Source organism: Streptomyces sp. NPDC058632 (assembly GCF_042717095.1).
Classification (GTDB): domain Bacteria; phylum Actinomycetota; class Actinomycetes; order Streptomycetales; family Streptomycetaceae; genus Streptomyces.
The window spans coordinates 62,544-87,827 of the sequence record NZ_JBHXQZ010000001.1; the positions used below are offsets into that span (position 1 = coordinate 62,544).

The window sequence follows — 25,284 nt, forward strand, 5'->3', positions numbered from 1 at the left end:
GCCGATCAGGCCGGGTCGAGCCGCCACTGCTGGCAGTGGTTGTTCAGCCAGGTCCACTGCCGTACGTCGGCCGAGTCGGCGGTGGAGCAGTCGGCGACGTCGGCGACCTTGCCGGTGGCCTGGTTGACGATCCGGACGTGGCCGCCGTCGGTGGCGACGAACCGGAACCGCTGGCAGGTGTTGTCCAGCCACGACCACTGGCGCAGGCCGGCCCCGTCGGCGGCGGAGCAGTTCTCGGTGTCCAGCACCTTGCCGGTGGAGACGTTGACCAGCCGGTGCGTGTCGTCGCCGAGATCCTCCAGCCGCCAGCGCTGGTTGGCGCCGCCGTTGCAGGTGTACTGCTGCACGTCGGCTCCGTCTGCGGATGAACTACCGGCGACGTCAAGGCACTTGTCGCTGTTGCGATTGGTGAGGGTGTAGGTGGTGGAGACGGCCGACGGTTCTCCCGAGGGCCCGGTCCGGCTCGCCCCGAGCCGCACGGGTGTACCGAGGTTCGGTGAACCGTCGGAGTTCCAGGTGAACTTCTGCGCCCGCGCGGTGCGCCCGTTGTCGCAGCCGTCGGAGGTGGAGTCGTTGGCGTGGTAGACGATCCAGCTCTCGCTCCCGTCCGGGGAGGTGAAGAACCCGTTGTGTCCCGGCCCGTACACGCCGTTGCCGTCGCTGCGCTGGAAGACGGGCGTGGACTCCTTGGTCCAGGACGACGCGGAGGTGGGGTCGGAGCCGGTGAGGGAGAGCCGGCCGAGCTTGTAGTCGGGGGTCCAGCAGCCGCTGGCGGAGTAGATGAGGAAGGTCCGCCCGCCCCGTTGCAGGATCTCCGGCCCCTCGTTGACGGCCGCGCCCTGCCGCTCCCAGTCGTAGGTGGGCGTGGACACGGTCGAGAAGGAGGAACTCACCGTGTAGGGGTTGGACATCCGGGCGGCGACCACGTTCTGCGTGCCGTTGTGCGTGCTGCCGAAGAGGTGGAGCTGCCCGTTGATGGTGGCGACGGTCGGGTCCAGCATCCAGGAGGGGTTGAGCTGCCCCCGGTAGGTGTACGGCCCCAGCGGATCGGACCCGGCGCTCTCCAGGACGTGACTGCGCTGGGTCGGGTTGTAGTCGGAGACGTTCTGCCCGGCGACGTAGTACAGGTACCAGCGCCCGTTGATGAAGTGCAGTTCCGGCGCCCAGATGTTGCAGCACCGGGAGGCCGCGTCGCCCTGCCACACCTGCACGCTGGGGGCGGTGGCGAGCCCGGCGAGGGTGGCGGACCTGCGGATGGTGATGACGTCGGTCCAGGACGTGCTGATGAGGTGGTAGTTGCCGTCGTGGCGGACGATCCAGGGGTCGGCGCCCTTCTGGGCCTTGACGGGATTGCCGAACGAGGCCGCCTGCGCGGAGGACTGCCCGAGCGAGAGGACGAGCAGCAGCGCGGCCGGCAGGGTCAGTAGGCGACGGGCCATCCGCTGCTCCAGTTCAGGAGGTTGATGCCGAGTTTGGGGGTGCCGTTGTCGCCTGCGTCGTAGTAGTGGTAGACGATCAGGTCCCCGTCGACGTCGTTCATGATCGACTGCCCGCCGGGCCCGACGATGTTCCCGTGCGACTCCAGTACGGGCGTCCCGCCGTTGTTCATCATCGGGACGCCGTTCCTGTCGCGGTACGGCCCGGTGATACTCGTGGCGCGGCCGACCTTGACCTTGTAGGTGGAGCCGGTGCCGGCGCAGCAGGTGTCGTAGGACGCGAAGAGGTAGTAGTACCCGCCCCGTTTGACGACGAAGGGCGCCTCGACGGCCTTGGTCCCGGTGGGCCGGGACGCGAGGGAGTAGCGGGTGGTGTTGCCCGAGAGCGGCTTCCCGCTGGACGGGTTGAGCTGGATCATCTTGATCCCGGTCCACCAACTGCCGAAGGAGAGCCACCACTTGCCGTCGTCGTCGACGAAGAGGTTGGGGTCGATGGCGTTGTGGTCGCTGGAGGAGCCGGACGTGTGGACGGTGCCCTGGTCGGTCCAGCTCCCCGGCTGCCCGGTGCCGGAGGTGGCGAGCCCGATGGCGGAGGTGTTGGAGCCGAACGACGAGACGGAGTAGTACATCAGGTACCTGCCGCCGTGGTACGAGATGTCGGGCGCCCACGCCTCCGGCACGGAGGAGTAGTTCCGCCACCAGCCCGGCCGGGAGGTGAAGGCGTCCGCCCCGGCGTTGAAGGCGGTGCGGTCGTTCGACGTCTTGTTGCTGAGGCCGCCGCCGGTCGCGTACAGCAGGTACTGCCCCGACGACGTCCGCATCATCGACGGATCGTGCGTGACGACGGAGCCGGTGACCCGGCCGGGGTGGGGGTACGCCGACGCGGTGGTCGGCATGAGCGCGAGCAGGGCGGCGGCGGGGAGAGCGAGGAGGACGGTGCGGGTACGGGGGGAGCTGCGGCGCATGCGGGTCCTACCTTCCTTGATGTGGGTGGAGGTCGGAGAGCGTCCGTAATCCCGAACAACGATCGCAAGTTCGAACGACCGGACCGTAGAATCGAACCTCTTGCGCGTCAATGGCCCTCGCGGTCCCCATCGACGCGGACCTCGGCGCGGACGGTCTTCGCCGGCGGCTCACGGTCCGCCGCCTCCCACCGCTCGGCGAGCGCCTCGACCAGCAGGAGCCCGCGACCGTGCTCGTCGAGGGGCAGCGAGGCGCCCACACCACCGGGATCAGGCGGACACGGCGGCCCGGTACGCGTGCCGGTCACCTCCACGAGGACCCACGGCCCCATGCAGTTGCTCGAGAGCGCGGGGAACCAATGGTTCGCCTGCATCGAGGGACAGCAAAGCGGTCAGTTGATCAACGACCGCAAGGTGGTCGGCGTGCTCCAGAGGAGGTATGCCAGGATGCGTGCACAGGCTCTGTCCCTCACAGAATCCGTGAGCCTGTTGCAGCGGATGCGAGGAGACCCATGAGTACCGGTGAGCCGACCTGGTCCAAGTCGACCTGTAGCAGCAGTGGTTCCGGAGACTGCGCAGAAGTCGCCCTCCCCTGGCGCACATCCAGCTACAGCAGTAGCGGCGACGGCGACTGCGTAGAGGTTGCTACCTGCCCCGCCGGCATCCATGTCCGCGACTCCAAGAACCACCAGGGCCCGCAGCTGGCCCTCTCCCTCACCGCTTGGACCGGCTTCCTCACGCACCTCGCGAACTGACCGGCGGCTTCCCTCAACTCCGGTCTGCGGATGAGCCGCATGCGAGGATGTCACCCGTGACCGAATTGTCTTCCTCGCCCGCCGCCGAGGGCACGCCTCGCGACTCCGGACTGGGTCCCCGTGCCGCCGCCGTGCTCGTGTTCGGGTCCTCGGCCGCGGTCCTGGTGGTCGAGATCGTCGCTCTGCGGCTGCTGGCTCCCTACCTCGGCCTCACCCTCGAGACCAGCACCACGGTGATCGGCATCGCCCTCACCGCGATCGCCCTCGGCTCGTGGCTGGGTGGGCGCGTCGCCGACCAGGTCGATCCACGCCGGCTCATCGGCCCCTCGCTCGGAGTGTCGGGAGTGGTCGTGGCGCTCATCCCCGCCGTGCTGCGCACCACCGCGGAGTGGGCACCGGCGTTGCTCCTGCTGATCGCGTCGCTGACCATCCTCGTGCCGGGCGCGCTGCTCTCCGCGGTGACGCCGATCGTGACCAAGCTGCGTCTCACCAGCCTCGCCGAGACCGGAACGGTCGTCGGCCGGCTGTCCGGCGTCGGCACCGTCGGCGCCATCGTCGGCACCGTCCTGACCGGTTTCGTCCTCGTGTCGCGGCTGCCGGTCAGCGGCATCCTGATCGGCCTCGGAGCGCTGCTGGTGGTCGGCTCGGCGCTGGTCGAGTGGCGAACGCGCCGGTGGAGCGGCACCCCCGCCCTCGCACTCGTGGTCGTGGCCGGCGGCCTCGCCACCACGGTCGCGCCCGGCGCCTGCGACGCGGAGACCAGGTACCACTGCGCACGGGTCGTCGCGGACCCCGACCGGGACAGCGGCCGCACACTCGTCCTGGACGGACTGCGGCACTCCTACGTCGATCTCGACGACCCGACCTTCCTGGAGTTCACGTACGTGCGCGCCATCGCGTCGGTGGTCGACGCCGCCTTCCCCGAGGACGAGCCACTCGCCGCCCACCACCTGGGCGGCGGCGGGCTCACCTTCCCCCGTTACCTCGCGGCCACCCGGCCCGGCACGCGCAGCCTCGTGTCCGAGATCGACGGCGGGGTCGTGCGCATCGACCGCGACGAACTCGGTCTGGGACCGGAAGCCGGTATCGACGTACGCGTCGAGGACGGCAGGCTCGGCCTGCGGCGACTGGCCGCCGGCAGCCGTGACCTCGTCGTCGGCGACGCCTTCGGGGGCGTCAGCGTGCCGTGGCACCTCACTACGGTGGAGGCGATGAGCGACGTACGGCGGGTGCTCGACGAGGACGGCCTGTACGTCGCCAACCTCATCGATCACGGTGGCCAGGCCTTCGCACGTGCCGAAGCAGCCACCCTCGGCGAGACCTTCGCGCACGTCGCCCTCGCCGGTGAACCCGCCGATATCGGCCTCGACCCGACCGCCACCTCCGCGGGCGGCAATCTGGTGGTGCTCGCCTCCGACCGGCCGGTCGACCTCCGCGCGGCCCAGGAAGCGCTGGACGCCCGGCAGACCGGCTGGAAGATCGTCACCGGCGAGGACCTCACCTCCTGGATCGGCGACGCCCGACCGCTCACCGACGACTACGCACCCGTCGACCAGCTCCTCCAGCCCTCCGGCCCACGGAGCAGCCAATGAGCCCTTTCCCTCCTGAAGTTGTAAGGGCCTCCCATGAGGAGGGAAGTGCTTGGTCCACCAGCGGGCGGGGATTGCTTCTGGGATGCTGTCGACAGGCCGAAGCGACGAACGCACTCGTACCTCGCAGGAAAGACTCGCAGCAGACGTTCCGCTCATTGCCAACGCAGGTTACGACTCGGCGGAAAAGGGCCGAACAAACCGTCGTACTCACCGGTCCCATCGAAAAACGAATCACCAGGATCTGCGCTCCGCACGGCCGCATGGAGGTGACCCACCAGGGTGGGCACGGTCTCCAATGCCAGACCGAGCGAACTGGCCACCCGCGCCTGCATGGGAACTTTTCCTGAATCAGCTGCGATCATATCGCGCTGCAGGAAAGAAGCAGCTGCTTGCATGGAATCCAGGTTGCCGTTTCCTGAACACCTCAGACAATCCCGCCGGTACGGCAGGCCGACCACAAGACCCAGCGCTCCCGGGACGTCTTCGGCAATAACCCCTGCTTCACCTTCGCTACTTGCGTACCAAACCGGCCGGTCCACCCCACCGCCGCACAGATAGAACTTGGACCTCGACAATCATCATCCTTTCTGTCCAGAGGCGCTTTCTGCTGAGCTGACCACTTGCCGGACAGCCCTCTTCATGAAAGTGCAGCGATATGGCGGATCTGCGACATCACCCGGACACCGTGAAGGTGATGTCGCAGATCTGCCAGCCTCCGCCGTGGCACTCCTGTTGAACTGATCACGCAACAACAGGCCTCTCACAGGACGGAATTCATGGCTTCAACACCCACCCCCACCACGCTCCACCCCGGTGGAGCCGGTTCGCCGACCCGATCTCCCCTGATCGGTTGGCTGGCCGTGGTCTCGATGATGCTGGGTATCTTCTCGATCGTCACGACGGAGATCCTGCCGATCGGTCTCCTCACCAAGGTCGGTGCCAGTTTCACCATCTCCGACGGGGTGGCCGGGCTGATGATGACCATGCCTGGCTTCCTCGCGGCGCTCTCCGCACCGGTGATCACCGTGGCGACTGCGCGCATCGACCGCCGTCCGATGCTGTGCGTGTTCATGGTTCTGCTGGCCGGGGCGAACTTCCTGGCCGCCGCGGCACCGGACTACTGGCTGGTCCTGGTGTCTCGGGTGGTGGTCGGCATCGTGATCGGCGGCTTCTGGTCGATCGGTGCCGGATTGGCCGAACGCCTGGTGCCGGCACGGTCGGTGGGCCGCGCCACAGCAGTGATCTTCTCCGCGGTACCCCTGGGCTCCGTGCTCGGCGTGCCGGTCGGCACGTTCATCGGGGATCTGGCCGGCTGGCGCACCGCCTTCGTCGCCATGGGCATCCTGACGGTCGGCGTGCTCATCATGCTGCTGATGGTCGTGCCGCCTCTGCCGCCGGTTCAGACGACCCGCCTGAGTGTGCTGCGCGGGATGCTCGGCAGCGTCAATACCCGGTTCGCACTGCTGCTGACCTTCCTGATCGTGTTGGCGCACTTCGGGACCTACACCTACGTCACCCCGTTCCTTGAGCAGGTCACCGACGTCGGCTCCCAGCTCATCACCGTCTTCCTGCTGATCTACGGCACCGCAGGCATCATCGGGAACTTCCTGGGCGGCGCGATGGTCACCCGCCACCCGCGCGCCACCTTCGGCGTCATCGCCGGCATGATCGCGGCCGCCACCCTGCTGCTCCCGGTTCTGGGGCGCTGGCAGATCGGCGCCGTAGCCCTGCTGATCGTCTGGGGAGTGGCATACGGTGCTGTACCCATCTCCTCCCAGACATGGTTCTCCAAGGCAACCCCCCACGCACCCGAGGCAGCTTCGGTCCTGTTCACCGCCTCCTTCCAGGCCACAATCTCACTGGGTGCGCTGGCCGGCGGTCTCGCCCTGGACCGCACCTCGCCGTCCGCGGTCATGACACTCGGCGGCATCACCGCCACCTTCATGGTGGTGGCTGTGTGGGCCCACTTCGCCCGGCGTCTGACGTGGCCGGACAACACCTGAAACTCACTTGGAGGTCGTCTCGACCGGTTCGGCAAGGTGCCGGATGCGGTCTGGAACCATCGTGGATCTTGAGGGTCACCTTCACCAACTGCTTGGTGCCCTTGCCGAGGATCGTCGCCGTGGCCGTCTGGACGGAGGTCTTCCCCGTCCCCGGGTCCGTGGCGGTAACCACTGGGGGGTGCCAGCGTGCCGGCGCTCGGTGGTGTTGCCGGCCTTGTCGTGGGTGAAGGTGTTCAGCCGCTCTCCCTGCGGTCCCACGGACTTGTATTCTCCGCAAGCACGTTGGGGCCGCCGACGCCCCGCTTGCCGTACGTGCAGGTGCGGGTGCGCAGGGACGGGCGGGTCGGTCCGTCGGTCGTGGTGGGCACCGGTGGACGGCAGGCGGTCAGAGCGATCTCCTGATGCGGACGCAGTGGCGTCAGGGTGGCGGAGCCGGCGGAGCATGCGTGCGGGGTGGTACCGGAGAACGAACCCGGTACCACCCCGCACGCATGTCGGTACGGCTGGTCTACCAGCGGTACCACCGGCCCTTGTTGCCGCCTGCGCTTGTGGAGCGCATGACGAAACCGAGCAGCCATACGGCGAGCACGATCACCGCCACGATCCACAGAGCCTTCAGAGCGAATCCGGCACCGAAAAGGACGAGGGCCAGCAGAAGAACAAGAAGCAGGGGAACCATGATTATCAACCTCCGATGGAGCGAATGCCCCGGAGTTCTCGCACCACGCACGTAACCTCATGTTTCTTTCACCCCGCAGGGGGAAGGAGCGCGCCCGCACGTGTACGGCGGCGTGACCCGCGTTCGCACCGATGGCTTCGCTCAAGATGCGAGGCCGACGGGAATGGCGAAACTGGCCATATGGCAGAACCACGTCGCACACCCGCCGGGAGTACCAAAACGGCGTCCGCTCGCCGTACCGGATCCGCGCGAGGGCCCGATCACGCGGCCCGTACCGCCCTCCAGACCCTGGAAGGGCTGATCGACCACCCGGCGGAAGGCGTGTCCGCTGTCCGGCGTTCCGACGACGGCTGGTGTGTGGTGGTGGACGTTCTGGAAGTTCCGCGGATTCCCGACACCACGAGCCTCCTGGCCTCCTACGAGGTGCAACTCGACCAGGCCGGCGAACTCCTCGAGTACCGCAGGGTCCGCCGCTACCGCCGGGGTGCGGCCGACGAGTGATCCGTGTTCGCTTCCTCTGCTGGAAGGATCTTCCATGCCCGTGACCACCTACTCCGACGAAGTAGTGGCCTGCCCGCCTCGCTCCGGCACGTTGTACGACGTGCTGGAACTGATTCTCGACCGCGGCATGGTCATCGATGTGTTCATACGGGTCTCGCTGGTCGGGATCGAAATCCTCAAGATCGACGCGCGCATCGTCGTCGCGAGTGTGGACACCTATCTGCGGTTCGCCGAAGCGTGCAACCGGCTGGACCTCGAGCGCGATTCCGGCAGCACCACGGTCCCCGAACTGTTCGGCGGCGGTGCGGCCAAGGCCGTCGGCAAGCGCAAGGTACGCAAGGCGGCCGACACCGTGGGCGACACCATGCGCAAGGCGGTCGGCGGCGGCTCGTCCGACGACGAGGACGAGGACGAGGACGAGCAGCAGGAACGCCCGAAGAAGCGTGCCCCCGCGCGCAAGAGCAGCCGACGCCGCGTGGAGGCATGACCGCGATGACCGACGGTGTGTACGTCTACGCGATCCTGCGGGCGGGAACGGCGCTCCCGAAAGGGCTCGGCGGTGTGGGCTCCCCTCCCGCCCGGGTCCGGACGATCAGGCAGGGCCCGCTCGACGCGGTCATCAGCGACGCGCCGCCCGAGCTGCGCGCGCGACGTCGCGACCTGCTGGCACACCAGGAACTCCTGATGCGCCTGGCGGACGAAGGGCCGGTGCTGCCCATGCGGTTCGGCATGGTCGCACCGGACGAGGAAACGGTCCTCCAGCAGTTGGCCGCCTCCGAGTCCCGCCATGCGGCCACCCTGGAACAGCTGTCCGGCCGCTTCGAGATCAACGTCAAGGCGCTTCCGGCACAGAACGCGCTGGCGGCCCTCGTCGCCGAGGAGAAGGACGTACGGCGGCTTCGCGATGCCGCACGGCGGCGCCCCGGCTACGAGGCCAGCATCAGACTGGGCGAGGCCGTCACCACCGCGCTCACCCGCAGAGCGGCGGCGGCGGGGCAGCGCCTGCTGCGTGACCTCACGCCCATGGCCCACGCCGTGGCAGCAGGTCCCGCCGTCCCGGGCTGTGCCCTCAACGTGTCCTTCCTCGTGGATCGCGGCGACAGCGACACCTTCCTCACCAGGGCCCGGAACGTCGCGGACGCCCATCGGGAGCACATGGAGGTCCGGCTCGCCGGCCCGCTCCCCTGCTACAGCTTCGTCTCGTCGGAGGCCCGCCCCGTACCCGTGGGCGGGGCGTGACATGGGACTGGTCACCGGCCTGCTCACGCTGCCCATCGCACCGGTCCGCGGCGTGATCTGGGTGGCCGAGAAGCTCCACGACGCCGCCGAGCGCGAGTTGCACGACCCCGCCGTGCTGCGTACGCAGCTGGCGGTGCTCAACCAGGAGCTCGAGGCGGGCGACATCACTCTGGAGGAGTTCGAACGGGAAGAGGAACGGCTGCTCGACCGGCTGCACGCCGTGCGGGTCGGCCCGGCGAAGAGCGATCGCGATCGAAGGTGACGTGCTGATGGAAGACCAGTCCAAGGTTGTCGTGGGGGCCGCGCTGCTCGGCGGCTACGTGCTGGGCCGGACCAAGAAGGGACGGGTGGCCCTCAGCGTCGCCACGTACCTGGCCGGCAGGCGATTCGGCCTGGAACCCCGCCAACTCGCCGCGGAGGGGATGCGCCGGCTCGGTGAGGTTCCCCAGTTCACCGAACTCCAGAACCAGTTCAAGGGCGAGGTCCTCGACGCGAGCCGCAAGGCCGCGACCGCCGCCGCCAACCGCCGCATGAGCTCGCTGGCCGACGCGGTCAGCGCCCGCACGGCCCGTCTCATCGAAACTCCGCAGGACAAGGACAAGGACAAGGACGTCGACGAGGAACGCGAGGACGAGTACGAGGGCGAAGAGGCGCCGGAGGACGAAGGCGCGGAGTACGAGGACGAAGAGTACGAGGAGGACGAGGAGGACGAGGAGGAAGAACCCAGCGCGGAGGAGGAGGAAGAAGAGGAGCCCAGCGCGGAGGACGAGGAGGAGCCCAGCGCGGAGGACGAGGAGGAGGAAGAGGAAGAAGGAGAAGAAGGAGGCGAGGGGGAAGAGGAGAGCCCTGAGCGGAAGCCGGAGGAACGACCGTCGGGGAAGCGTGCCCCCGGGAAGCCTCCGGCAAAGAAGTCCGCTCCGGCCAGGAAGACCGCGGCCAAGAAGACGGCTCCCGCGAAGAAGGCGACCGCCAAGAAGTCCGCCCCGGCCAAGAAGTCGGCGTCCAAGAAGACCGCGGCCAAGAAGACCTCTCCTGCGAAGAAGACGGCGGCAAGCACATCGTCGGCGGCGAAGGGGACCGCATCCAAGCGCACGAAGCGTCGGAGGTAGCGAGTCATGGCCAAGACGAAGAACGAAGAGCCCGAGGCGGAGGAGTCCGGACTGGGCAGGCTCCGGCAGGAGGTGTCCGGCTTCTTCGGTGCACAGACGGAGAAACTTGCCGGGAAGGCGAAGGACAAGCTGACCGACGTCACAGGCCGGCTGACCGACGTCGCGGAGAACGGCGGGTCCCTGCCCGCGATCGGCTCACGCGTCCTCAAGGGTGAATCGCCGGTGAAGGCGTTCGCCTCGGAAAAGGTCAAGGGGGTCAAGGACAGTGTCGTGGGCAAGGTCAAGGAGACCTTCGGCGGCGGGGGGAAGGGCAAGCGCAAGTCGGGCGGCGGCAAGCTCATGAACATCATCGAGGTACTCGATGTGGGCTTGCCTCTGCGGACCGCTTACGACCACTGGACCCAGTACGACAAATTCAGCGGTTTCGCCAAGGGCGTTCAGGACGTCTCGATGGAAGACGAGACGGGCAGCAACTGGAAGGTCAAGATCGGACCGTCCTCGCGCAGCTTCAAGGCGACGGTCCAGGAGCAGGTGCCCGACGAGCGCATCGTGTGGACGTCGGAAGGCGCCAAGGGCACCACGCGTGGTGCCGTGAGCTTCCACGAACTCGCCCCGTCCCTCACCCGTATCGTCCTGGTCCTCGAGTACTACCCGGCCGGGTTCTTCGAGAAGACGGGCAACCTCTGGCGTGTCCAAGGGCGCCGCGTGCGCCTGGACTTCAAGAACTTCCAGCGGTACGTCACGCTCACCAGCGAGGAGCCCGAGAGCTGGCGCGGCGAGATCCGTGACGGAGAAGTCGTCAAGTCCCACGAGGAGGCCATGGAGGAGGAAGAACAAGAGGGCGAGGAAGGCGAGGAAGGCGAGGAGGGCGAGGAGGCGGAGGCTTCCGAGGGCGAGGAAGCAGACGAGGACGGCTGGGAGGACGAGGAAGAGGGAGAAGGAGGAGAGGAAGAGGAGGAGGACGGCGAGGCCGAGGACGAGCAACTGACGGGCGAGGACGAAGAGGACGAGGAGGAAGAAGAGGAGGAACCGGAAGAGGGCGAGGAAGAAGAGGAAGAAGAGGAAGAGGAGGAGAAACCGCCCAGGAAGCGTGCGGCCCCCGCCAAGCGGAGCTCCCGGAGGGCCCGGTGACCGACCTCGATTTCAGGCACGACCCTGCCTGCCCCGTCCCCGGGCCGCAGAACACCAACCTCGCCGACCTCCTCGAGCGCGTCCTCGACAAGGGCATCGTGATCGCCGGCGACATCAAGATCGACCTTCTCGACATCGAGTTGCTGACCATCCGGCTGCGTCTCTTCGTGGCGTCCGTGGACACCGCGAAGAAGGCCGGCATCGACTGGTGGGAGACCGACCCGGCGCTCAGCTCCCGGGCGGCACGAAGCGCTCTGCAGGCCGAGAACCGCGAACTGCGCGCCCGCCTGGAGACACTCGAATCCACCTCCGCATCCGCATCCGCATCCGCATCCGCATCCGCATCATTGAGCCGGGGAGAAACAGAGGCATGACGGAGCGCGGTCCCAAGGCTTCGGAAACATCGGAAACGAGTGCCCTCTACGTGTACGCGGTCTGCCGCGCCGACGGAGGTCCGGTCCTCGACGGGGTGTCCGGGGTCGCCCGGGACGAACCGCTGCGTTCGCTGTCCTTCGGTTCCCTCACCGCGATCGTGCAGACCGTCCGGGCGGCCGAGTTCACGGACGAGGCCTGGCAGGAGCGTCTGGCGGACGAGCCCGAGCTCGAACGGTACGCGCGCGCCCACCACGAGGTCGTGTCGGCGGTCGCCGCCCAGGCTCCCACGGTCCCCTTGCCGCTGGCGACGCTGTACAACGGCGAGGACAGGGCCAGACGCGTGCTGGGCAACGAGTCGGCGCGCTTCCACACCGCCCTGAAACGCATCGCGCACCATGCCGAATGGGGCGTGAAGGTCTACGCGGCCGTCACTTCGGGCGAGGACGCGTCGGACGACGACGGCGAGAGGGCGGCGCAGCGGCCGGGCCCGCCGGGCGATCGGGGCAGCCGTCCGGCTCCGGGAGCGGGGCGGGCGTATCTGGAGCGCAGACGGAACCTGCGGGCGCGGCGCGAGCAGCACAGGGAGGACTCCCTGCGTGTCGCCGAGACGGTGGACGCGCAGGTGTCCCGCATCGCCACAGCGTCCCGTCGGCTCCGGCCGCACGGTCCCGGAACGGCGGGCGGCGACCACGGGGTCCAGGTCCTCAACGCCACCTACCTGGTCGCCGAGCACAGGTCGGCCGAACTGGACGTGCTGGCAAGGGACTTGCGGGAACGTACCGGCGCGCGGATCGAGCTCTCGGGCCCGTGGGTGCCCTACTCCTTCGTGGGCGAGGTGTGAGGGATGACGCACGAAGCGGTTCCCTGGGACACTCCGGGTCCCTTGAGCGGTCCCATCGGGGTGCCGCTGGTCGATCTCCTGGACCGGGTCCTGGCGACCGGGGTCGTCGTCAGCGGGGACCTGGTCATCGCGATCGCCGATGTCCCGCTCGTACGGGTCTCGTTGCACGCCCTGCTGTCGTCGGTCAGCGAACGCGTGCCGGCCCCGTGGGCCGACAGTGGGCCGCTGTGACGGCCTCGCGGGTGGACCTGGACTCCGAGCAGGTGGGACGCGATCTCGTCACCCTGGTCCTCACCGTGGTCGAGCTCCTCCGCCAGCTGATGGAACGGCAGGCCCTGCGGCGCATCGACCAGGGCGACCTCACCGACGACCAGACCGACGAGATCGGCACCACACTCATGCTGCTCGACCAGCGCATGACGGAGCTCTGCGAGCAGCACGGCGTCCGTCCGGAGGATCTCAACCTCGACCTGGGGCCGCTCGGCACCCTGCTGCCCCGGGCCTGACGGGGCGGCGATGCGGACGGAGCCGACGACTCCGCCGGTCACCCACCCGAATGGCGGACGAACGGCTTCCGGAGCACAGTGGAATCGAGGGCGCAAAGCGGCGGAAGACATCCGCAGGCTCCGGACCGCCCTCTCACCGAACGACGCTGTGCGAGGTAACTCATGACGACGACGACCGGCAGTCGGAGCGGTAGCGCACTGGGCACGAACGATGCCGCGGGCGGGACCCGTGGAACAACCACCATCGCGGACACCGTGGTCTCGACGATCGCGGGCATCGCCGTGCGCGAGACCGACGGAATCCATTCCGTCGGCGGTGGCGCCTCGCGAGCCCTGGGAGCGGTCAGGGAAAAGGTGTCCCGCTCCAGTGATCCGGGGCGCGGTGTGAAGGTGGAGGTGGGCGAGAAGCAGACCGCCATCGACGTCGACGTCGTGGTGGAGTACGGAGCCCGGATCCTGGACACCGCGAAGGACCTCCGTGCCCATGTCACGGACGCGGTCGAGACGATGACCGGACTGGAGGTCGTCGAGATCAACATCAGGGTGCTCGACGTCCATGTCCCGGGATCCGACGAGGAGGACGAGGACACGGGGGGCTCTTCCTCGTCGTCCCGCGTCCAATGACACGGCAGCCTTCGTGACGTGCGGCAGGCTCCGCAGTACCCCCGGAGGACCTCTCCGTGGACGGAGCTTGAAGCCCTCCGGCACCCGCGGTACGGAAAGGACTCACACGCCCGGCTCAGCCGTTCGATACTCCGCGCCCGTCGCGTCGGTGGTGGGGGTGGTGGTGGGGGTGGTCGGGGCTGTGGGGCAGGGGGTGGTAGTGGGAGAAGCGGGGTCGGGGGACGGGGATTCAGGGGCCGGGGTGCAGTCGTCCGGGTCGGTGGGGGAAGGACCCGGGTCGGTGGGGGAAGGACCCGGGTCGGTGGGGTCCGGGGTCGGAGTGTCCGTCGGGGACTCGTCGGGGGGATCGGGGGTCTCGCTCGTCGGGGGGTCCGTCGGGGTGGAGGGGTCCGGTGACGGGGACGTGGTGGGGGATGTGGACGGGGGCCGGGTGGGGGTGGACGGGGTGGTCGGGTCCGGACCGATGATGATGCCGTCGTCCTCGCCGCCGTCGCCGCCGGTTGCGTTCTCCCGGTCGGCGGGTTCCGTGGCCGGGGTCTCGCCGCCGGCTCCGGGGCTCTTCGGGATGACGCCCTTGCCGTCGGGGACGGTGTGGACTCCCCTGCTGTAGAACTCCAGCCAGTGCCTGACCAGGTTCAGGTAGGCGCGTGAGTGGTTGTAGCTGAGGATCGCCCGGTCCAGGTCCGCGGCCCGTGCCAGGTTCCGGCCACCCGCGCACAGGTAGTGGCCGGCGGCCAGGGCCGCGTCGAAGATGTTGTTCGGGTCGGCGCGGCCGTCGCCGTTGCCGTCCACGCCCCAGCGGGCCCAGGTGGACGGCAGGAACTGCATCGGGCCCACCGCGCGGTCGTAGACCGTGTCACCGTCGTGGGCGCCCCTGTCCGAGTCCCGGATCAGGGCGAAGCCCCGGCCGTCGAGCGGCGGCCCGGTGATACGGCCCAGTGTGGTGCCGTTCCGGTCGACCGCTCCGCCGCGCGCCTGGCCCGACTCGACCTTGCCGATGGCCGCGAGCAGTTCCCAGGGCAGCCGGCAGCCGGGGTCCGTCCTGCCGACGGAGGTCCCGGCGGCGCGGTAGGCGCGCAGCACGGTGGCCGGGATGCCGGACTGGGAACGCAGGTCCCGGGAGATCACCGGGGCGGCCGACGCGATGTCCGGGTCCTTCAGGGGCGGGAGTTCGGTGTGGTAGGAGCCGTCGCCCGGAGGGGCCGGTTCGGCGTACGGCCCGCTCCCCGCCGTCGATGCGCGGTCGTCGTCGGTGGAGGGGGTGGCGCGGGCGTCCTTCACGTCCGGGGTGAGGCCGGGCGCCTGGGAGGCGGTGAGGGCCGCCACGGCCGCCACGGCGAGGGCGGTCGTCCGCAGTCTCCTGCGGGCCCCGCCGGAACGCCGGTGGCGTGTGCGTGCACGGCGTACGGACATGGCGGTCACTCCTGTCGGGTACGGGGTACGGGGTTCGGGTGCGGGGCTCGGGTGCGGGCGTACGGGGTGTGGTCTCAGCGGCCGAAGGTGTCCAGGGCCGAGACGCGCCAGCGGCCGTCGCGGTGGACCATGTCGACGGCGAGCATGGCGCCGGCGTACACGCCCTCGTCCTGCTCCCTCTTTGTGGCCTGTCCGTCCTCGTCCGTGGCCGGCTTGGTTCCCGCGGTGGCCACGCTGCTCTGATCTGCGTAGACGAGGACCCGGGCGCGGTCGCCGTCGATGCGTTCGACCGCGCTCTCGGTGACCGTCGTGGTGATCACCGCCTTCTGCTCGTCGGCCCGCTTGCGGACGTCGGTGAGCAGCGTGTTGTGCTGGTCGACGGCCTTCTCCGTGAGGAGGTCCTTCGCGGCCTTCTCCAGGGCGCCGGAATCCGTGTGGTCGTAGGAGAAGAGCGCCTCGACGGCTTTGGACGTCTGTCCCTTGATCTCACTGGTGCGGGTGAGGTCGGTCAGGGCCGTGTTGCCGCGCGCGGGGTCGTCCCGGAGTGCCTCGGCCCTCGCGTGGGCCCAGCCGGCGAAGCCGCCGAGGAGGAGGGTCAGGGCGCAGAGCAGCGCGAGGGGGAGGGTGGGGCGGCGGCGGGCACGGGGGCGGGAGCCGGGGACGGGGGATCGGGAAGTGCTCCTGGTGCTCCTGGTGCTCTCGTCGGTTGCGGTTCCGGCCTCCTGACGGGGTGTCGGCCCGTCCGTGGTGGGGTCGGCGGCCGGCGGCGGGAGGAGGGCCGTGCCGCCCGTGCGCGGCCCGGTGCGGGTTTCGCGGGCCTGGCGGCGGCGCTGGCGGTTGATGTGGTGACGGGTCGTCGACATCGTGCGGTTGTCCTCCTCGGTGCGGCGGTGCGGCGGCGCTGCGGCTCGGTGGCTCGGTGGCTTGCGCGGTACGGGGCCGGGTCAGCCGGCCGCCGCGCCGCCCACGGGTGCCTGGCCCAGCGCGCTCAGCTTCCAGCGGCCCTCGGTCCGGGTGAGTTCGCCGAGCATGCGGCTGTCCTTGTCGGTCTTCGCGCCGTCGGCCGCCTTGACGGAGACGCGCAGGGCGACCAGTACGCGGGCGCGGCCGGCCCGGTCGTCGAGTTCGGTGACGGCGCCCGACAGCACCCGGGCCGTGGTGACCGTCTCCGCCGCCTTCACCTGCTCGGCGAATTCCGTTCGGCCGGAGGCCAGTTGTTCGTGCAGTTCTCCGGTGGTCGACGACTCCCACAGGGCGAGGCCCCGGTCCACGTTCCGGTGGTCGAGCGTGTTGAGGTTCTGCACGGCCTGCTCCCCGGCGGCGAGTGCCTCGTCCCGCTGCACGGCGTACGCGGCCCGGTCGTCGTGGGCCGCGTCGTACCAGTCCTGGCCCGCCCGTGCCGCGAAGCCGCCGGCCAGGAGGGCGAGGGCGAGGAGCACGGCCGGCAGCGGCCGGGTACGGGTTCCGGCGAGGGCGGCGCGGACCGCGCGTTTCATGGGGTGCTCCAGTCTCCCGCGCATGGTCAGCGGGCCTTGATGTCGGTGATCCGCCACTGGTCGTTCTCGAGCCGCGCCGTGACGGTGAGTTGGGCCGCCGCGGTGGTGACCGTGTCCGCGTCCGCCGTGTCCCTGCCGCGGTGGGAGGTCTGGTCGAGGAAGACCAGCAGGCGGGCCGTGTCTCCGTCGAGTTCGATCACTCCGGTGCGGGCGACCCGGGTGCTCAGGGTGACGCGCTGTTCGGTGAGGTCGTCGCGGACCTGGTCGAGGAGCGCCTGGTACTGACGGGCGGCGCGGCCGCTGAGAACGGTGCGGGCGGAGCGTTCGACGGCCTCGGTGCCGTCCGGTGTGTAGGAGAAGGCGCGGGCCAGGGCATTGCCGACCTCGCCGGCCACGCGGTCGGTGGCCTCGGTGTCGGTGAGCGCCTGGTTCTGGGCGTGCGGGGCCGAACGCAGCTGGTGGGCGCCGTGGAAGAAGCCCCCGCCGGTAAGGAGGAGCAGGGTGACGGACACGGCGAGGACGGTTCGTCGGCGGTGTTCGGTGGGGAGAGGGCGGGCGTCGTCCGGGGGCGCGGCGTCCGGGTCCGGGGCGTCGTCCGGCTCCGTCGCGGTTTCCGGTTCCGTGGTCTCCTCGCCCGTACCCGGGTCGGGCTCCGGGGGGCCGGGTCTGGTCCTGCGCAGCAGCCGCGCCGGCGTCGCTGCCGGTGTCGCTGCCGGTGTCGGTGCCGGTGTCGGTGTCGGTGCCGGTGTCGGTGTCGGTGTCGGTGTCATCGGCCGCCTTCCTCCTTCTTCTCCGCCGTCGCCGCCTTCTCCGCCGTGACCGGGACCGCGCTCAGGGCCCGCACCTTCCACTCCCCCTCGTCCGTGCGGGCCAGGACCGCCTCCAGGCGTTTGCGGTCGACGGTCGGCTGCTTCGCGCCGGCGGGGGTGACCTCGACGCGGACCGTGGTGATGAGCTTGGCCGTGCCGGTGCGGGTGTCCAGCGTGGTGAGGGCGGCCTCGGTGACCGTGCCGCGCGCCGAGGCTCCCGTCTTGGCCCCGGTGCGGCCCAGCTCGTCGCGCAGGGGCCCGGTGGAGGCGGCGATCCAGGCCCGGATGCCCTGTTCGGCCCGCTGCCGGGTGGAGGCGTCGAGCGTGGTGAGGACGGCGATGCCCTTGCGTCCGTCGGCGAGCACCCGGTCGCGTTCCTCGCTGTGGGCGAGCGCGTCGTCGGTGCGGGCCTGCGTGTACGTCCACGCGCCTGTGCCGCAGAAGCCGAGCGCCAGGGCAAGCCCCGCGCCGGTGAGGACGCGGGACCTGGTCGTCTTCATCGGGTGCTCCCGGTGGCCGGAGTGAGGAGGCCTGTCAGGCCCGTCAGGCCCTTCGGCGCCTCTCCGTCCTGGCCGGGCAGGGCGAGGGCGCCGGGGAGCGCGGCCGGTCCGCCCGCCTTCGCCCCGTCAGTACCCTCACCGCCGCTGCCGGAGGGCAGGGTGCCGGGCTTGGCCGGGTCGGGCACCGGGCCGCCCTTCGGGGCGTTCGCCGAGCCTCGTACGTTGACCCCGTCCGCCGCGGAGGCCGTGCAAGCCGCCCCGGTGTTGAGGGCGGGCGTGGTGCCGAGGTCGAGGCCGTTGCGGTAGCGGGTGGCGCCGTATCCGTCGGTGCAGGGCAGGGGGTCGAAGAAGGTGACGGCCAGGCCGAGGTTCAGCTTTCCTCCCTCGACTGCGGTGGCGCCGGCGGCGACGGCCGCCGGGACCTTCACCAGGAACTCCTCCGTGCCGCGCTGCCGGGTGACGGCGATCTCGGAGGTGGTGAGCAGGTTGGCGAGGACGACGCCGAGGCTCGGGTCGAGGTCCCGCAGGACGCCGCTGATCTGGGTGGCGGCCTCGGGGGTGACGGCGAGGAGGCGGCGCAGGTCGGCGTCGGAGCCCTTGAGGGCGCGGGCCAGTTCCGTCGCCCCGGTGGCGAAGTCGCGGATGGCCTGTCCCTCCTCGGCCTGGGTGCGCAGGACCGTCTCGCCGTCGGTGATGAGCCGGGTGGTGGCCGGCAGGTTGCGGTCGGCGGCCGCCACGAAGTCGCTGCCGCTGTCCAGCAGGACCTCGAGGTCGTCGCCGTGTCCCTCGAAGGCCTTGCCGAACTCGTCCACGACCGTGCGCAGTTCCTCGATCGGTACGGACCCGGCGAGGTCGTTCACACTGCTGAGGACGTCGGTGACGGGGGCGGGCACCTGGGTGTCGGTCTGTTCGATGCGGGTGCCCTCGGTGAGGTAGGGGCCGCCGTCGCTCTCGGGGCGCAGGTCGATGTACTGCTCACCCACGGCGGAGAGTCCGGCGACCACGGCCCGGGTGTCGGCGGGGATCCTCGGGGCGGACTTCTTGATGCGGAGCTCGGCGACGACACCGTCGGCGGTGAGTCCGATCGGGCCGACGCGTCCCACGGACACACCTCGGTAGGTGACATCGGAGTGGGTGAACAGGCCGCCGGTGTGCGGGAGTCGCACGTCGACGGTGTAGTGGTCGGCGACGCCCGCGTACCGGCCGAGGTCGGCGTAGCGGATGCCGAGGTAGGAGAGGGCGAGGACGGCGACGACGAGGAAGGCGAGGTTCTTCAGCCGTACGGCGAGGGTGATCAACCGAGGTCACCTCCCGGTGTGGCCGCCGGGTCCGCCGTCGTCCCGGAGGCGGAGGGGGAAGCCGTGCCGGGGACGGAGGGCAGGGGCAGGGGGGACGAGTTCTCCGGGGCGGGCCTGTCCGACGGGGTTCCCGACGACGTTTTCGACCCGGTTCCCGGTGGACTGCCCGCCGGACCGCCTTCCGGCGGGGCGGACTTCCGGCCCTCGCCGGGGTCCTGTTTGTCGGCGGTCCCCCCGGAGGAGCGCCTCTCCCCCGCCGCTGCCGGGGAGTCCGGGTCCTGGGGCACCAGGGGCGGGATCACCCGGGTGCCCGGCACGGCGGCCATGTCCAGGTACACGTTGAGGTAGTCGCCCTTCACGCCTCGCATCACCTCGTCGGTGAACGGGTACGTCAGCAGCACCTCGAGCGAGTCGGGCAGGTCCGTGCCCGCGTCCGCGAGGGCCTTCAGGGTCGGCGCGAGGGCCTTGAGGTCGGCGATCATGTCGTCCTTGCTCGCGTCGACGGTGGAGACGGCGACGCCGGAGAGGGTGTCGAGGGAGCGCAGCATGGTCAGCAGGGAGCCGCGTTGCTTCTCGAGCGTCTTCAGTCCCGGCGAGAGGTCGGTGAGGACGGTGCCGACGTCGTCCTTGCGGGTGGCGAGGGTCGTGGAGAGGCGGTTGACGGCGTCGAGGGCGTCGGTGATGTCGCCCCGGTTGGTGTCGAGGTCGGTCACCAGGGTGTCGACCCGCTTCAGTACCGAGCGGACCTCGGGTTCGCGGCCGCCGAGCGCCGCGTTGAGTTCCCGGGTGATGGTCTTGAGCTGGTTGACGCCGCCGCCGTTGAGGAGCAGGGACAGTGCGCCGAACACCTCCTCGACCTCGGTGTCGCGGCTGGTGCGGGAGAGCGGGATGACGGCTCCGTCCTCCAGCGTTCCGTTTCCGTTCCCGGTCGCGGTCGGGTGCTCGGCGCCGGCCCCGACCGAGGTCTCGGCACCGGCTCCCGGGGCGGCCCCGGTCGCGGGATCGTTGTCCGTCCCGGCTCCGGACCTCCGGGCGGGCGCGACGAGTTGGACGTACTTCTCGCCCAGCAGGCTGGACTGTTCGAGCCGGGCGGTGGAGTCGGCGGGCAGCCGCACATCGCCGTTGATCCGCAGGGTGACGCGGGCCGACCAGTCGTCGTGGCCGAGGTCGACGGCGGTGACCCGGCCGACGGCGACGTCGTTGACCTTCACCGCGGACTGCGGGACCAGGCTGAGTACGTCGTGGAGTTCCGCGGTGACGGTGTACGGGTGGTCGCCGAGGTCGGCGCCGCCGGGCAGCGGCAGGTCCTCGATGCCGTCGAAGCGCGGGATGCCGGTGGTGACCGCGCCGAGGGCCAGGGCGAAGCCCAGGCCGAGGGCGATCAGTGCGCCCAGGGTCAGACCGGCGGCGCCGCCCGCGGTGCGCACTCCGCGTCTCATCGCTCCCCCCATCACTCCCCCTTCCCGGAGCCCGCGGCCCCGTCGCCGCTCGCGGACGAGCCGCCCGTCTCGGGCAGGGGCAGCAGCGGGCCGCCCATGCTGATCTCGTTGAGGTTGGCGCGGCCGTCGAGGGTGCGGGTGTCCGGGTTGTAGGCGCCCACGAGGTTGCCCGCGGCCAGAGGTGCCACGTCCAGTGCCTCGGCCAGCGAGGCCCGCTGCTCGACGAGGGTTCGGGTGAGGGGGACGAGCCGGTCGACGTTCTTCCTCAGCTCGCCCCGGTTGTCCTCGACGAAGGTCTTGACCTGGCCGAGTGCGGTACCGAGTTCCTCGAGCGCGCCGGTGAGGTCGTCCTTGTTGTCGGCGAAGAAACCGACGACGACGTCCAGGCGTTCCTGCGCGGTGCGCACGTCGGTGTCCTTGTTCTTGAGCATGGTGGTGAACGTCTGGAGCCGGCTGAGCGTGCGGAACAGGTCGCCGCTGCTGCCGTCGAGGGTCTTGGCCGCTTTGCCGAACTCCTCGATGCCGGTGCCGATGGCCTCGCCGTTGCCGTCGAGGTTGGCGGCGCCGGTCGTCAGCAGCTCGGACAGGGCGCCGGAGGAGTTGGCGCCGTCCGGGCCGAGTGCCTCGGCCAGGTCGGTGATCGAGTCGTAGAGCTGGTCGATCTCGACGGGGGTGAGGTTGCGGGAGGCGGGCAGCACGGCGCCGTCGGCGAGGGCGGGACCGGTGCTGTGGGCGGGGGTGAGCTGCACGTAGCGGTCGGCGACCACGCTCGGTGCGACGACGACGGCCCGCGCGCCCTCGGGGACCTTCACCCCCTCGTCGATGCGGAGACCGACCCGTACCGTGGTGCCCTGCGGGCTCACCGACTCCACCTCGCCGACCCGTACGCCGAGGATGCGCAGGTCGGACCCGGGGTAGATGCCGACGGCGCGGTCGAAGCAGGCGGTGATGCGGGTGCCGCCGGAGTCGAGGACGCGGGCGGTGACCAGGCCGCCGGCGACGAGCACCGCGAGGGCGAGCACGCCGGTGAGGAGTTTTCTGCGTCTGCTCATCGTTCACTCACCGTTCCCCCGGGCTGCCGCCGCCCGCTGTTTCGGCGGCCGGCATCCGGTCGCGGGCAGGGACGTCTCGGGCAGGTAGGAGCGGGGGACGACACCGCACAGGTAGCTGTCGAACCAGCGGCCGTTGCCCAGGGTGTTGCCGACGAGGCGGTAGTACGGCCCGACCAGCGCGAGGGTCTTGCCGAGCTGGTCGTTGTTCTTCTCCAGGACGCCGGTGACCCGGCCCAGGGCCTTGAGGGTGGGGCCGAGCTGCTTCCCGTTGTCGTCGACGAGGCCGCTGAGTTCGGTACTGAGCTTCCTGCTGCCCTTGAGGAGGGCGCGTATCGCGGCGCGGCGGTCCTCGAGTTCGCCGAGCAGGGAGCCGCCGTCCTCGATGAGGGTCTCGAAGCTGGACTGCTTGTCCTGCAGGGTCTCGGTGAACGTGGCACTGCCCTTGAGGAGTTCGGCGAGTTCCGCGTCGCGCTTGGAGACGGACTTCGACAGTGCGGACAGGCCGCCGGCGGCGTTGCGCACATGCGGCGGGGAGTCCTTGAAGGTGTCGGAGATGGTCTCGAAGCTCTCCGCGAGCTTCTCCGTGTCGATGGCGTCGACGGTGCCGCTGAGGTCCTGGAAGGCCTGCGTCACGTCGTAGGGGGAGGTGGTGCGGGACAGCGGGATGCGGCTGCCAGGGTCCTGGCGGGCGGAGCCGAGCGGGTCGAGTGCCAGATACTTGTCGCCGAGGAGGGTCTTGATGGCGATGGCGGCGGTCGTCCGGTCACCGATCCAGGCGTCCTCGACCTCGAAGGTGACCTTCACCCGGTCGCCGTCGAGCCCGACGCCGGTGACCCGGCCGGCCTTGACGCCGGCGATGCGCACCTCGTCGCCCGTGCCGAGGCCGGCCGCCTCGGAGAAGTCGGCGCTGTAGGAGGTGCCGCCGCCGAGCGGCAGCCGCTCCACGTTGAGGACGAGGGCCGCGAGCAGGGCGAGTCCGAGCAGCCCGGCGACGGCCACGGCGACGGGGTCGCGTTCCCTGACCGGCTTGATGCGTGGCCGCCGGGACCTGACGGCCGCCGGACCGGTCCTGTCGGCCGGGCCGGTCACGCCTGGCCCACCGGACCCGCCCCTCCCCTCACCTCGCGCGAAGGGCCTCATCCCCGGCACCTCGATTCGGTGATCGCGATCCCGGTCGGTGGTTCGGAGCCGTCGGAGGTGGTGACTCCGCTCACGCGCGCCTCGCAGAGGTAGAGGTTGAACCACGATCCGTAGGAGGACAGGCGGGCCAGGGCGGTCATCTTGGCGGGGGTCCGGTCGAGGAAGTCCTCGATCCGCGGGGTGTGTTCGCCCAGGCCCGTCGAGAGCCGGCCCAGTTCGCGGATGTCCCGCTTCAGGGGCTCGCGCCCGTCCTCGAGGAGGTCGGCGGTGACGGTGGTCAGGTCGCCCATGGCCTCGACGGCCTTGCCGAGTGGTTCACGGTCCTCGTTGAAGCCGGTGACGAGTTCCTGCAGGGTGACGACGAGGTCGTCGAAGTCGGCCTCCCGGTCGTTGAGGGTGTCCAGGACGGTGGTGAGGTTGCCGACGACCTGCCCGATCACCTCGTCCTTGGCGGCGACGGTGGTGCTGAGCGAGCCGATGTGCCGGATCAGGCTGTCGACGGTGGCCCCCTCGCCCTGGAGGACCTGCACGATCGATCCGGCGAGTTCGTTGACGTCCTTCGGGGACAGTCCTTCGAACAGCGGCTTGAACCCGTTGAAGAGCAGGGTCAGGTCGAGGGCGGGGGTGGTGCGGTCGAGCGGGATGGTGGAGCCCGGTTCGAGGGTGCCGGTGAGGTCGCCGCTGCCCCGGTCGAGAGCGACGTAGCGCTGGCCGACCATGTTGAGGTACTTCACGGCGGCGGTGGCCGACCGGGGCAGCCGGCGGTCGTCGCGCACGGTGAACGTGACCTGCGCGGTGCGTCGTTGGATGACGCGGACGTCGGTCACCTCGCCGACCTTCACCCCGGAGATCCGCACGCTGTCGCCGTCGAGGAGCCCGGTGACGTCGGTGAACAGGGCCTTGTAGGTGCGGGTGCCGGAGCCCACGCCGGTGTTGGCGACGCTCAGGCCGAGCACGGCCGTGGCGAGGACGGTGACCAGGACGAAGACGAGGGACTTGAGCAGCGGCCCGGTCAGCGGACGGCGCCGGGTGTGCGCGTGGTCCGGGCCGGCCGGGGTCGTCGGGGTGGTCATCCGAGGGTCACCTCCGTGCCGCGGTAGACGGGACCGACGAGCAGGCTGCTCCAGTCGGGCAGGTCCGCGGGGCTCTTGCCCGCGGCGGGGGCGAGGAGTTCGTTGACGAGGGCGTTCTCCTGCGGGGAGTTGGCGGGCCCCAGGTCGCCGTCCGCCCCGGCGCCCGTCCCGGCTCGCGTCCCCACGTCCGGCCCGGCGCCCGTCCCCGCCGGTGCCTGTACGGCCGGCCGGGCGGACGCGCCGGGGTAGGGCACCTGGTGACAGCGGGGGCCGCCACCGGAGTCGTACGACGGGGTGTCGCGGCCGGGGACATAGGCGCCGCGCGAGGCGACGGTGGTGACGTCGACGTGGATGCCGGGCCGGTCGGTGCCCTTGCCGAGCGCCTTGTCCATGGCGGGCACGAACTCGGCGAGGGTGCGCAGCGTGCACGGGAAGGAGGGGGAGTACTCGGCGAGCAGTTCCAGGGTGGGTCTGCCGCTCGCGGCGAGCCGGATGATGTTGTTCTCGTTCTTGCGCAGGAAGGCCGTCATGTCCTCGGCGGTCCGGGTGGTGGCGCCGAGGGTGCCGGCGAGTTCGGCCTCCTGCTCGGCGAGGGTGCCGCTGGTGGTGGTGAAGTCGGTGAGCGCCGTGATGATGTCGGGCGCGGCGTCCGCGTAGACATGGCTGACCTTCACGAGCTCCTTGAGGTCGCGGTTGAGCGTGGGCAGGTGGGGGTTGAACTCCCGCAGGTGGTCGTCGAGTACACCGAGGGTGTCGCCGAGCCGGTCGCCGCGCCCCTCCAGGGCCTGCGAGACGGCCGACAGGGTGGCGGAGAGCTTCTGCGGCCGGACCGCGGTGAGCATCGGCAGGACGTTGTCGAGGACCTGCTGGAGTTCGACGGCGTTCGCGGAGCGGTCCTGGGGGATGACCGCTCCGGCGGCCAGCGTCCGGCCGTCCGAAGGGTTCTCGGGCGGTACGAGGGCGACGAAGCGTTCCCCGAACAGGGTGGTCGGCAGCATCTGCGCGCGTACGTCGGCCGGTACGTCGTCCAGGGCGCCGGGTTTCATCGCAAGGGTGAGCCGGGCGCCGTCGCCGGTGGCGTCGATGGCGCGGACCTCGCCGACGACGACCCCGCGCAGTTTGACCTCGGCGCCGGGGTGCATCTCGTTGCCGACGCTGCCGGTCTCGACGACGACCGGGTCGGAGTCGGTGAACTGCTTGTCGTAGACGGCGACGGCCAGCCAGATCAGCAGGGCGGGCACCAGCAGGAACACCACCCCGGCGCTCCGGCGGCGCAGTGTTCCACCTCGTGGGCGTCGTGGCCGGCTCATG

At 70.4% G+C, this 25,284-nt stretch carries 30 protein-coding genes and 1 pseudogene; 15 read left to right on the forward strand and 16 right to left on the reverse strand.

The window, feature by feature from the left end; translation table 11 throughout:
- Nucleotides 1–5: 5 nt before the first annotated feature.
- From ACFWVE_RS00285 to ACFWVE_RS00295, 3 genes are all read right to left on the reverse strand, one after another.
- Nucleotides 6–1,439, reverse strand: coding sequence for a family 43 glycosylhydrolase (locus tag ACFWVE_RS00285; RefSeq protein WP_384006559.1), 1,434 nt, complete (start codon nucleotides 1,437–1,439; stop codon nucleotides 6–8).
- Entirely contained in the window at nucleotides 1,421–2,401 is a 981-nt protein-coding gene (locus tag ACFWVE_RS00290; protein WP_384006562.1) for an arabinan endo-1,5-alpha-L-arabinosidase, read from the reverse strand. The genes ACFWVE_RS00285 and ACFWVE_RS00290 overlap by 19 nt, the downstream gene beginning before the upstream one ends.
- A 107-nt stretch (nucleotides 2,402–2,508) precedes the next feature.
- The gene (locus ACFWVE_RS00295) at nucleotides 2,509–2,772 is read right to left on the reverse strand and encodes a hypothetical protein (protein ID WP_384007070.1); all 264 of its coding nucleotides are present in this window, start codon (nucleotides 2,770–2,772) and stop codon (nucleotides 2,509–2,511) included.
- On the opposite strand from ACFWVE_RS00295, the pseudogene ACFWVE_RS00300 reads away from it, so the two are divergent.
- From ACFWVE_RS00300 to ACFWVE_RS00310, 3 genes and pseudogenes are all read left to right on the forward strand, one after another.
- A pseudogene (locus ACFWVE_RS00300) lies at nucleotides 2,723–2,914 on the forward strand (Scr1 family TA system antitoxin-like transcriptional regulator); the annotation flags it as partial. The gene ACFWVE_RS00295 and the pseudogene ACFWVE_RS00300 overlap by 50 nt on opposite strands.
- Nucleotides 2,911–3,153 (forward strand): DUF397 domain-containing protein, encoded by a 243-nt coding sequence (locus ACFWVE_RS00305; protein ID WP_384006565.1) that lies wholly within the window; start codon nucleotides 2,911–2,913, stop codon nucleotides 3,151–3,153. The pseudogene ACFWVE_RS00300 and the gene ACFWVE_RS00305, both read left to right, overlap by 4 nt.
- Before the next feature lie 47 nt (nucleotides 3,154–3,200).
- A complete protein-coding gene (locus ACFWVE_RS00310; RefSeq protein WP_384006568.1) occupies nucleotides 3,201–4,745 on the forward strand; it encodes a fused MFS/spermidine synthase in 1,545 nt (514 codons plus the stop codon).
- 152 nt (nucleotides 4,746–4,897) lie between these two features.
- Here the strand turns inward: ACFWVE_RS00310 and ACFWVE_RS00315 are convergent, their stop codons facing one another.
- Nucleotides 4,898–5,320 (reverse strand): hypothetical protein, encoded by a 423-nt coding sequence (locus ACFWVE_RS00315; RefSeq protein ID WP_384006571.1) that lies wholly within the window; start codon nucleotides 5,318–5,320, stop codon nucleotides 4,898–4,900.
- A gap of 201 nt (nucleotides 5,321–5,521) precedes the next feature.
- Here ACFWVE_RS00315 and ACFWVE_RS00320 point away from each other — a divergent pair, with 201 nt between their 5' ends.
- On the forward strand, nucleotides 5,522–6,748 hold the full coding sequence (locus ACFWVE_RS00320) for an MFS transporter (protein WP_384006574.1): 1,227 nt from the start codon (nucleotides 5,522–5,524) through the stop codon (nucleotides 6,746–6,748).
- A 508-nt stretch (nucleotides 6,749–7,256) separates the two neighbouring features.
- Here ACFWVE_RS00320 and ACFWVE_RS00325 read toward each other — a convergent pair.
- Complete coding sequence (locus ACFWVE_RS00325; protein WP_384006577.1) at nucleotides 7,257–7,427, reverse strand: hydrophobic protein; 171 nt, start codon at nucleotides 7,425–7,427, stop codon at nucleotides 7,257–7,259.
- Between the two features lie 180 nt (nucleotides 7,428–7,607).
- Between ACFWVE_RS00325 and ACFWVE_RS00330 the strand changes: the two genes are divergently transcribed.
- The 11 genes from ACFWVE_RS00330 to ACFWVE_RS00380 all read left to right on the forward strand — a co-directional run bounded on the left by ACFWVE_RS00330 (nucleotide 7,608) and on the right by ACFWVE_RS00380 (nucleotide 13,753).
- A complete protein-coding gene (locus ACFWVE_RS00330) occupies nucleotides 7,608–7,928 on the forward strand; it encodes a gas vesicle protein (protein WP_384006580.1) in 321 nt (106 codons plus the stop codon).
- Nucleotides 7,929–7,962: 34 nt separating this feature from the next.
- Nucleotides 7,963–8,415 carry a gas vesicle protein GvpJ gene (gene gvpJ / locus ACFWVE_RS00335; protein WP_384006583.1) on the forward strand — a complete coding sequence of 151 codons (453 nt, stop codon included), beginning with the start codon at nucleotides 7,963–7,965 and terminating at the stop codon, nucleotides 8,413–8,415.
- Nucleotides 8,412–9,167, forward strand: coding sequence for a GvpL/GvpF family gas vesicle protein (locus ACFWVE_RS00340; RefSeq protein WP_384006586.1), 756 nt, complete (start codon nucleotides 8,412–8,414; stop codon nucleotides 9,165–9,167). Before gvpJ ends, ACFWVE_RS00340 begins: the two co-directional genes overlap by 4 nt.
- A 1-nt stretch (nucleotide 9,168) precedes the next feature.
- Entirely contained in the window at nucleotides 9,169–9,429 is a 261-nt protein-coding gene (locus ACFWVE_RS00345) for a gas vesicle protein GvpG (protein ID WP_384006589.1), read from the forward strand.
- 7 nt (nucleotides 9,430–9,436) lie between these two features.
- Nucleotides 9,437–10,276, forward strand: a complete 840-nt coding sequence (locus tag ACFWVE_RS00350; RefSeq protein ID WP_384006592.1) for a histone protein — start codon at nucleotides 9,437–9,439, stop codon at nucleotides 10,274–10,276.
- A 6-nt stretch (nucleotides 10,277–10,282) separates the two neighbouring features.
- On the forward strand, nucleotides 10,283–11,407 hold the full coding sequence (locus ACFWVE_RS00355; RefSeq protein WP_384006595.1) for an SRPBCC family protein: 1,125 nt from the start codon (nucleotides 10,283–10,285) through the stop codon (nucleotides 11,405–11,407).
- Nucleotides 11,404–11,781 carry a gas vesicle protein gene (locus ACFWVE_RS00360; protein WP_384006598.1) on the forward strand — a complete coding sequence of 126 codons (378 nt, stop codon included), beginning with the start codon at nucleotides 11,404–11,406 and terminating at the stop codon, nucleotides 11,779–11,781. Before ACFWVE_RS00355 ends, ACFWVE_RS00360 begins: the two co-directional genes overlap by 4 nt.
- Nucleotides 11,778–12,623: a GvpL/GvpF family gas vesicle protein gene (locus tag ACFWVE_RS00365; protein ID WP_384006601.1), complete on the forward strand. Its 846-nt coding sequence runs from the start codon at nucleotides 11,778–11,780 to the stop codon at nucleotides 12,621–12,623. The genes ACFWVE_RS00360 and ACFWVE_RS00365 overlap by 4 nt, the downstream gene beginning before the upstream one ends.
- Nucleotides 12,624–12,626: 3 nt before the next feature.
- Nucleotides 12,627–12,854 carry a gas vesicle protein gene (locus ACFWVE_RS00370; protein ID WP_257849268.1) on the forward strand — a complete coding sequence of 76 codons (228 nt, stop codon included), beginning with the start codon at nucleotides 12,627–12,629 and terminating at the stop codon, nucleotides 12,852–12,854.
- Complete coding sequence (locus ACFWVE_RS00375; protein WP_384006604.1) at nucleotides 12,851–13,129, forward strand: gas vesicle protein K; 279 nt, start codon at nucleotides 12,851–12,853, stop codon at nucleotides 13,127–13,129. The genes ACFWVE_RS00370 and ACFWVE_RS00375 overlap by 4 nt, the downstream gene beginning before the upstream one ends.
- Before the next feature lie 162 nt (nucleotides 13,130–13,291).
- Nucleotides 13,292–13,753 carry an Asp23/Gls24 family envelope stress response protein gene (locus tag ACFWVE_RS00380; protein ID WP_384006606.1) on the forward strand — a complete coding sequence of 154 codons (462 nt, stop codon included), beginning with the start codon at nucleotides 13,292–13,294 and terminating at the stop codon, nucleotides 13,751–13,753.
- A 102-nt stretch (nucleotides 13,754–13,855) separates the two neighbouring features.
- On the opposite strand, the gene ACFWVE_RS00385 is transcribed toward ACFWVE_RS00380, so the two are convergent.
- The 11 genes from ACFWVE_RS00385 to ACFWVE_RS00435 form a co-directional block, all read right to left on the reverse strand.
- The gene (locus ACFWVE_RS00385) at nucleotides 13,856–15,166 is read right to left on the reverse strand and encodes a lytic murein transglycosylase (RefSeq protein ID WP_384006609.1); all 1,311 of its coding nucleotides are present in this window, start codon (nucleotides 15,164–15,166) and stop codon (nucleotides 13,856–13,858) included.
- A gap of 74 nt (nucleotides 15,167–15,240) precedes the next feature.
- A complete protein-coding gene (locus tag ACFWVE_RS00390) occupies nucleotides 15,241–16,029 on the reverse strand; it encodes a hypothetical protein (protein ID WP_384006612.1) in 789 nt (262 codons plus the stop codon).
- Nucleotides 16,030–16,110: 81 nt separating this feature from the next.
- Nucleotides 16,111–16,662, reverse strand: a complete 552-nt coding sequence (locus ACFWVE_RS00395) for a hypothetical protein (RefSeq protein ID WP_384006615.1) — start codon at nucleotides 16,660–16,662, stop codon at nucleotides 16,111–16,113.
- Nucleotides 16,663–16,688: 26 nt separating this feature from the next.
- The gene (locus ACFWVE_RS00400) at nucleotides 16,689–17,432 is read right to left on the reverse strand and encodes a hypothetical protein (protein ID WP_384006616.1); all 744 of its coding nucleotides are present in this window, start codon (nucleotides 17,430–17,432) and stop codon (nucleotides 16,689–16,691) included.
- Nucleotides 17,429–17,971, reverse strand: a complete 543-nt coding sequence (locus tag ACFWVE_RS00405; RefSeq protein ID WP_384006619.1) for a hypothetical protein — start codon at nucleotides 17,969–17,971, stop codon at nucleotides 17,429–17,431. The genes ACFWVE_RS00400 and ACFWVE_RS00405 overlap by 4 nt, the downstream gene beginning before the upstream one ends.
- Nucleotides 17,968–19,269 carry an MCE family protein gene (locus ACFWVE_RS00410; protein ID WP_384006622.1) on the reverse strand — a complete coding sequence of 434 codons (1,302 nt, stop codon included), beginning with the start codon at nucleotides 19,267–19,269 and terminating at the stop codon, nucleotides 17,968–17,970. The genes ACFWVE_RS00405 and ACFWVE_RS00410 overlap by 4 nt, the downstream gene beginning before the upstream one ends.
- On the reverse strand, nucleotides 19,266–20,708 hold the full coding sequence (locus ACFWVE_RS00415; RefSeq protein WP_384006625.1) for an MlaD family protein: 1,443 nt from the start codon (nucleotides 20,706–20,708) through the stop codon (nucleotides 19,266–19,268). Before ACFWVE_RS00415 ends, ACFWVE_RS00410 begins: the two co-directional genes overlap by 4 nt.
- A gap of 11 nt (nucleotides 20,709–20,719) precedes the next feature.
- Complete coding sequence (locus ACFWVE_RS00420; RefSeq protein WP_384006628.1) at nucleotides 20,720–21,760, reverse strand: MCE family protein; 1,041 nt, start codon at nucleotides 21,758–21,760, stop codon at nucleotides 20,720–20,722.
- 3 nt (nucleotides 21,761–21,763) lie between these two features.
- Nucleotides 21,764–22,900: an MCE family protein gene (locus ACFWVE_RS00425; RefSeq protein WP_384006631.1), complete on the reverse strand. Its 1,137-nt coding sequence runs from the start codon at nucleotides 22,898–22,900 to the stop codon at nucleotides 21,764–21,766.
- Entirely contained in the window at nucleotides 22,897–23,973 is a 1,077-nt protein-coding gene (locus ACFWVE_RS00430; protein WP_384006634.1) for an MCE family protein, read from the reverse strand. The genes ACFWVE_RS00425 and ACFWVE_RS00430 overlap by 4 nt, the downstream gene beginning before the upstream one ends.
- Complete coding sequence (locus ACFWVE_RS00435) at nucleotides 23,970–25,283, reverse strand: MCE family protein (RefSeq protein ID WP_384006637.1); 1,314 nt, start codon at nucleotides 25,281–25,283, stop codon at nucleotides 23,970–23,972. Before ACFWVE_RS00435 ends, ACFWVE_RS00430 begins: the two co-directional genes overlap by 4 nt.
- Nucleotide 25,284: the final 1 nt, after the last annotated feature.

Bases quoted from the DNA above. Each gene is read 5' to 3' on its own strand.
- ACFWVE_RS00285 (WP_384006559.1), bottom strand. From the start codon at position 1,439: ATGGCCCGTCGCCTACTGACCCTGCCGGCCGCGCTGCTGCTCGTCCTC.
- ACFWVE_RS00290 (WP_384006562.1), bottom strand. From the start codon at position 2,401: ATGCGCCGCAGCTCCCCCCGTACCCGCACCGTCCTCCTCGCTCTCCCC.
- ACFWVE_RS00295 (WP_384007070.1), bottom strand. From the start codon at position 2,772: ATGCAGGCGAACCATTGGTTCCCCGCGCTCTCGAGCAACTGCATGGGG.
- ACFWVE_RS00305 (WP_384006565.1), top strand. From the start codon at position 2,911: ATGAGTACCGGTGAGCCGACCTGGTCCAAGTCGACCTGTAGCAGCAGT.
- ACFWVE_RS00310 (WP_384006568.1), top strand. From the start codon at position 3,201: ATGTCACCCGTGACCGAATTGTCTTCCTCGCCCGCCGCCGAGGGCACG.
- ACFWVE_RS00320 (WP_384006574.1), top strand. From the start codon at position 5,522: ATGGCTTCAACACCCACCCCCACCACGCTCCACCCCGGTGGAGCCGGT.
- ACFWVE_RS00325 (WP_384006577.1), bottom strand. From the start codon at position 7,427: ATGGTTCCCCTGCTTCTTGTTCTTCTGCTGGCCCTCGTCCTTTTCGGT.
- ACFWVE_RS00330 (WP_384006580.1), top strand. From the start codon at position 7,608: ATGGCAGAACCACGTCGCACACCCGCCGGGAGTACCAAAACGGCGTCC.
- gvpJ (WP_384006583.1), top strand. From the start codon at position 7,963: ATGCCCGTGACCACCTACTCCGACGAAGTAGTGGCCTGCCCGCCTCGC.
- ACFWVE_RS00340 (WP_384006586.1), top strand. From the start codon at position 8,412: ATGACCGCGATGACCGACGGTGTGTACGTCTACGCGATCCTGCGGGCG.
- ACFWVE_RS00345 (WP_384006589.1), top strand. From the start codon at position 9,169: ATGGGACTGGTCACCGGCCTGCTCACGCTGCCCATCGCACCGGTCCGC.
- ACFWVE_RS00350 (WP_384006592.1), top strand. From the start codon at position 9,437: ATGGAAGACCAGTCCAAGGTTGTCGTGGGGGCCGCGCTGCTCGGCGGC.
- ACFWVE_RS00355 (WP_384006595.1), top strand. From the start codon at position 10,283: ATGGCCAAGACGAAGAACGAAGAGCCCGAGGCGGAGGAGTCCGGACTG.
- ACFWVE_RS00365 (WP_384006601.1), top strand. From the start codon at position 11,778: ATGACGGAGCGCGGTCCCAAGGCTTCGGAAACATCGGAAACGAGTGCC.
- ACFWVE_RS00370 (WP_257849268.1), top strand. From the start codon at position 12,627: ATGACGCACGAAGCGGTTCCCTGGGACACTCCGGGTCCCTTGAGCGGT.
- ACFWVE_RS00380 (WP_384006606.1), top strand. From the start codon at position 13,292: ATGACGACGACGACCGGCAGTCGGAGCGGTAGCGCACTGGGCACGAAC.
- ACFWVE_RS00385 (WP_384006609.1), bottom strand. From the start codon at position 15,166: ATGTCCGTACGCCGTGCACGCACACGCCACCGGCGTTCCGGCGGGGCC.
- ACFWVE_RS00390 (WP_384006612.1), bottom strand. From the start codon at position 16,029: ATGTCGACGACCCGTCACCACATCAACCGCCAGCGCCGCCGCCAGGCC.
- ACFWVE_RS00395 (WP_384006615.1), bottom strand. From the start codon at position 16,662: ATGAAACGCGCGGTCCGCGCCGCCCTCGCCGGAACCCGTACCCGGCCG.
- ACFWVE_RS00400 (WP_384006616.1), bottom strand. From the start codon at position 17,432: ATGACACCGACACCGACACCGACACCGGCACCGACACCGACACCGGCA.
- ACFWVE_RS00405 (WP_384006619.1), bottom strand. From the start codon at position 17,971: ATGAAGACGACCAGGTCCCGCGTCCTCACCGGCGCGGGGCTTGCCCTG.
- ACFWVE_RS00415 (WP_384006625.1), bottom strand. From the start codon at position 20,708: ATGAGACGCGGAGTGCGCACCGCGGGCGGCGCCGCCGGTCTGACCCTG.
- ACFWVE_RS00420 (WP_384006628.1), bottom strand. From the start codon at position 21,760: ATGAGCAGACGCAGAAAACTCCTCACCGGCGTGCTCGCCCTCGCGGTG.
- ACFWVE_RS00425 (WP_384006631.1), bottom strand. From the start codon at position 22,900: ATGAGGCCCTTCGCGCGAGGTGAGGGGAGGGGCGGGTCCGGTGGGCCA.
- ACFWVE_RS00430 (WP_384006634.1), bottom strand. From the start codon at position 23,973: ATGACCACCCCGACGACCCCGGCCGGCCCGGACCACGCGCACACCCGG.
- ACFWVE_RS00435 (WP_384006637.1), bottom strand. From the start codon at position 25,283: ATGAGCCGGCCACGACGCCCACGAGGTGGAACACTGCGCCGCCGGAGC.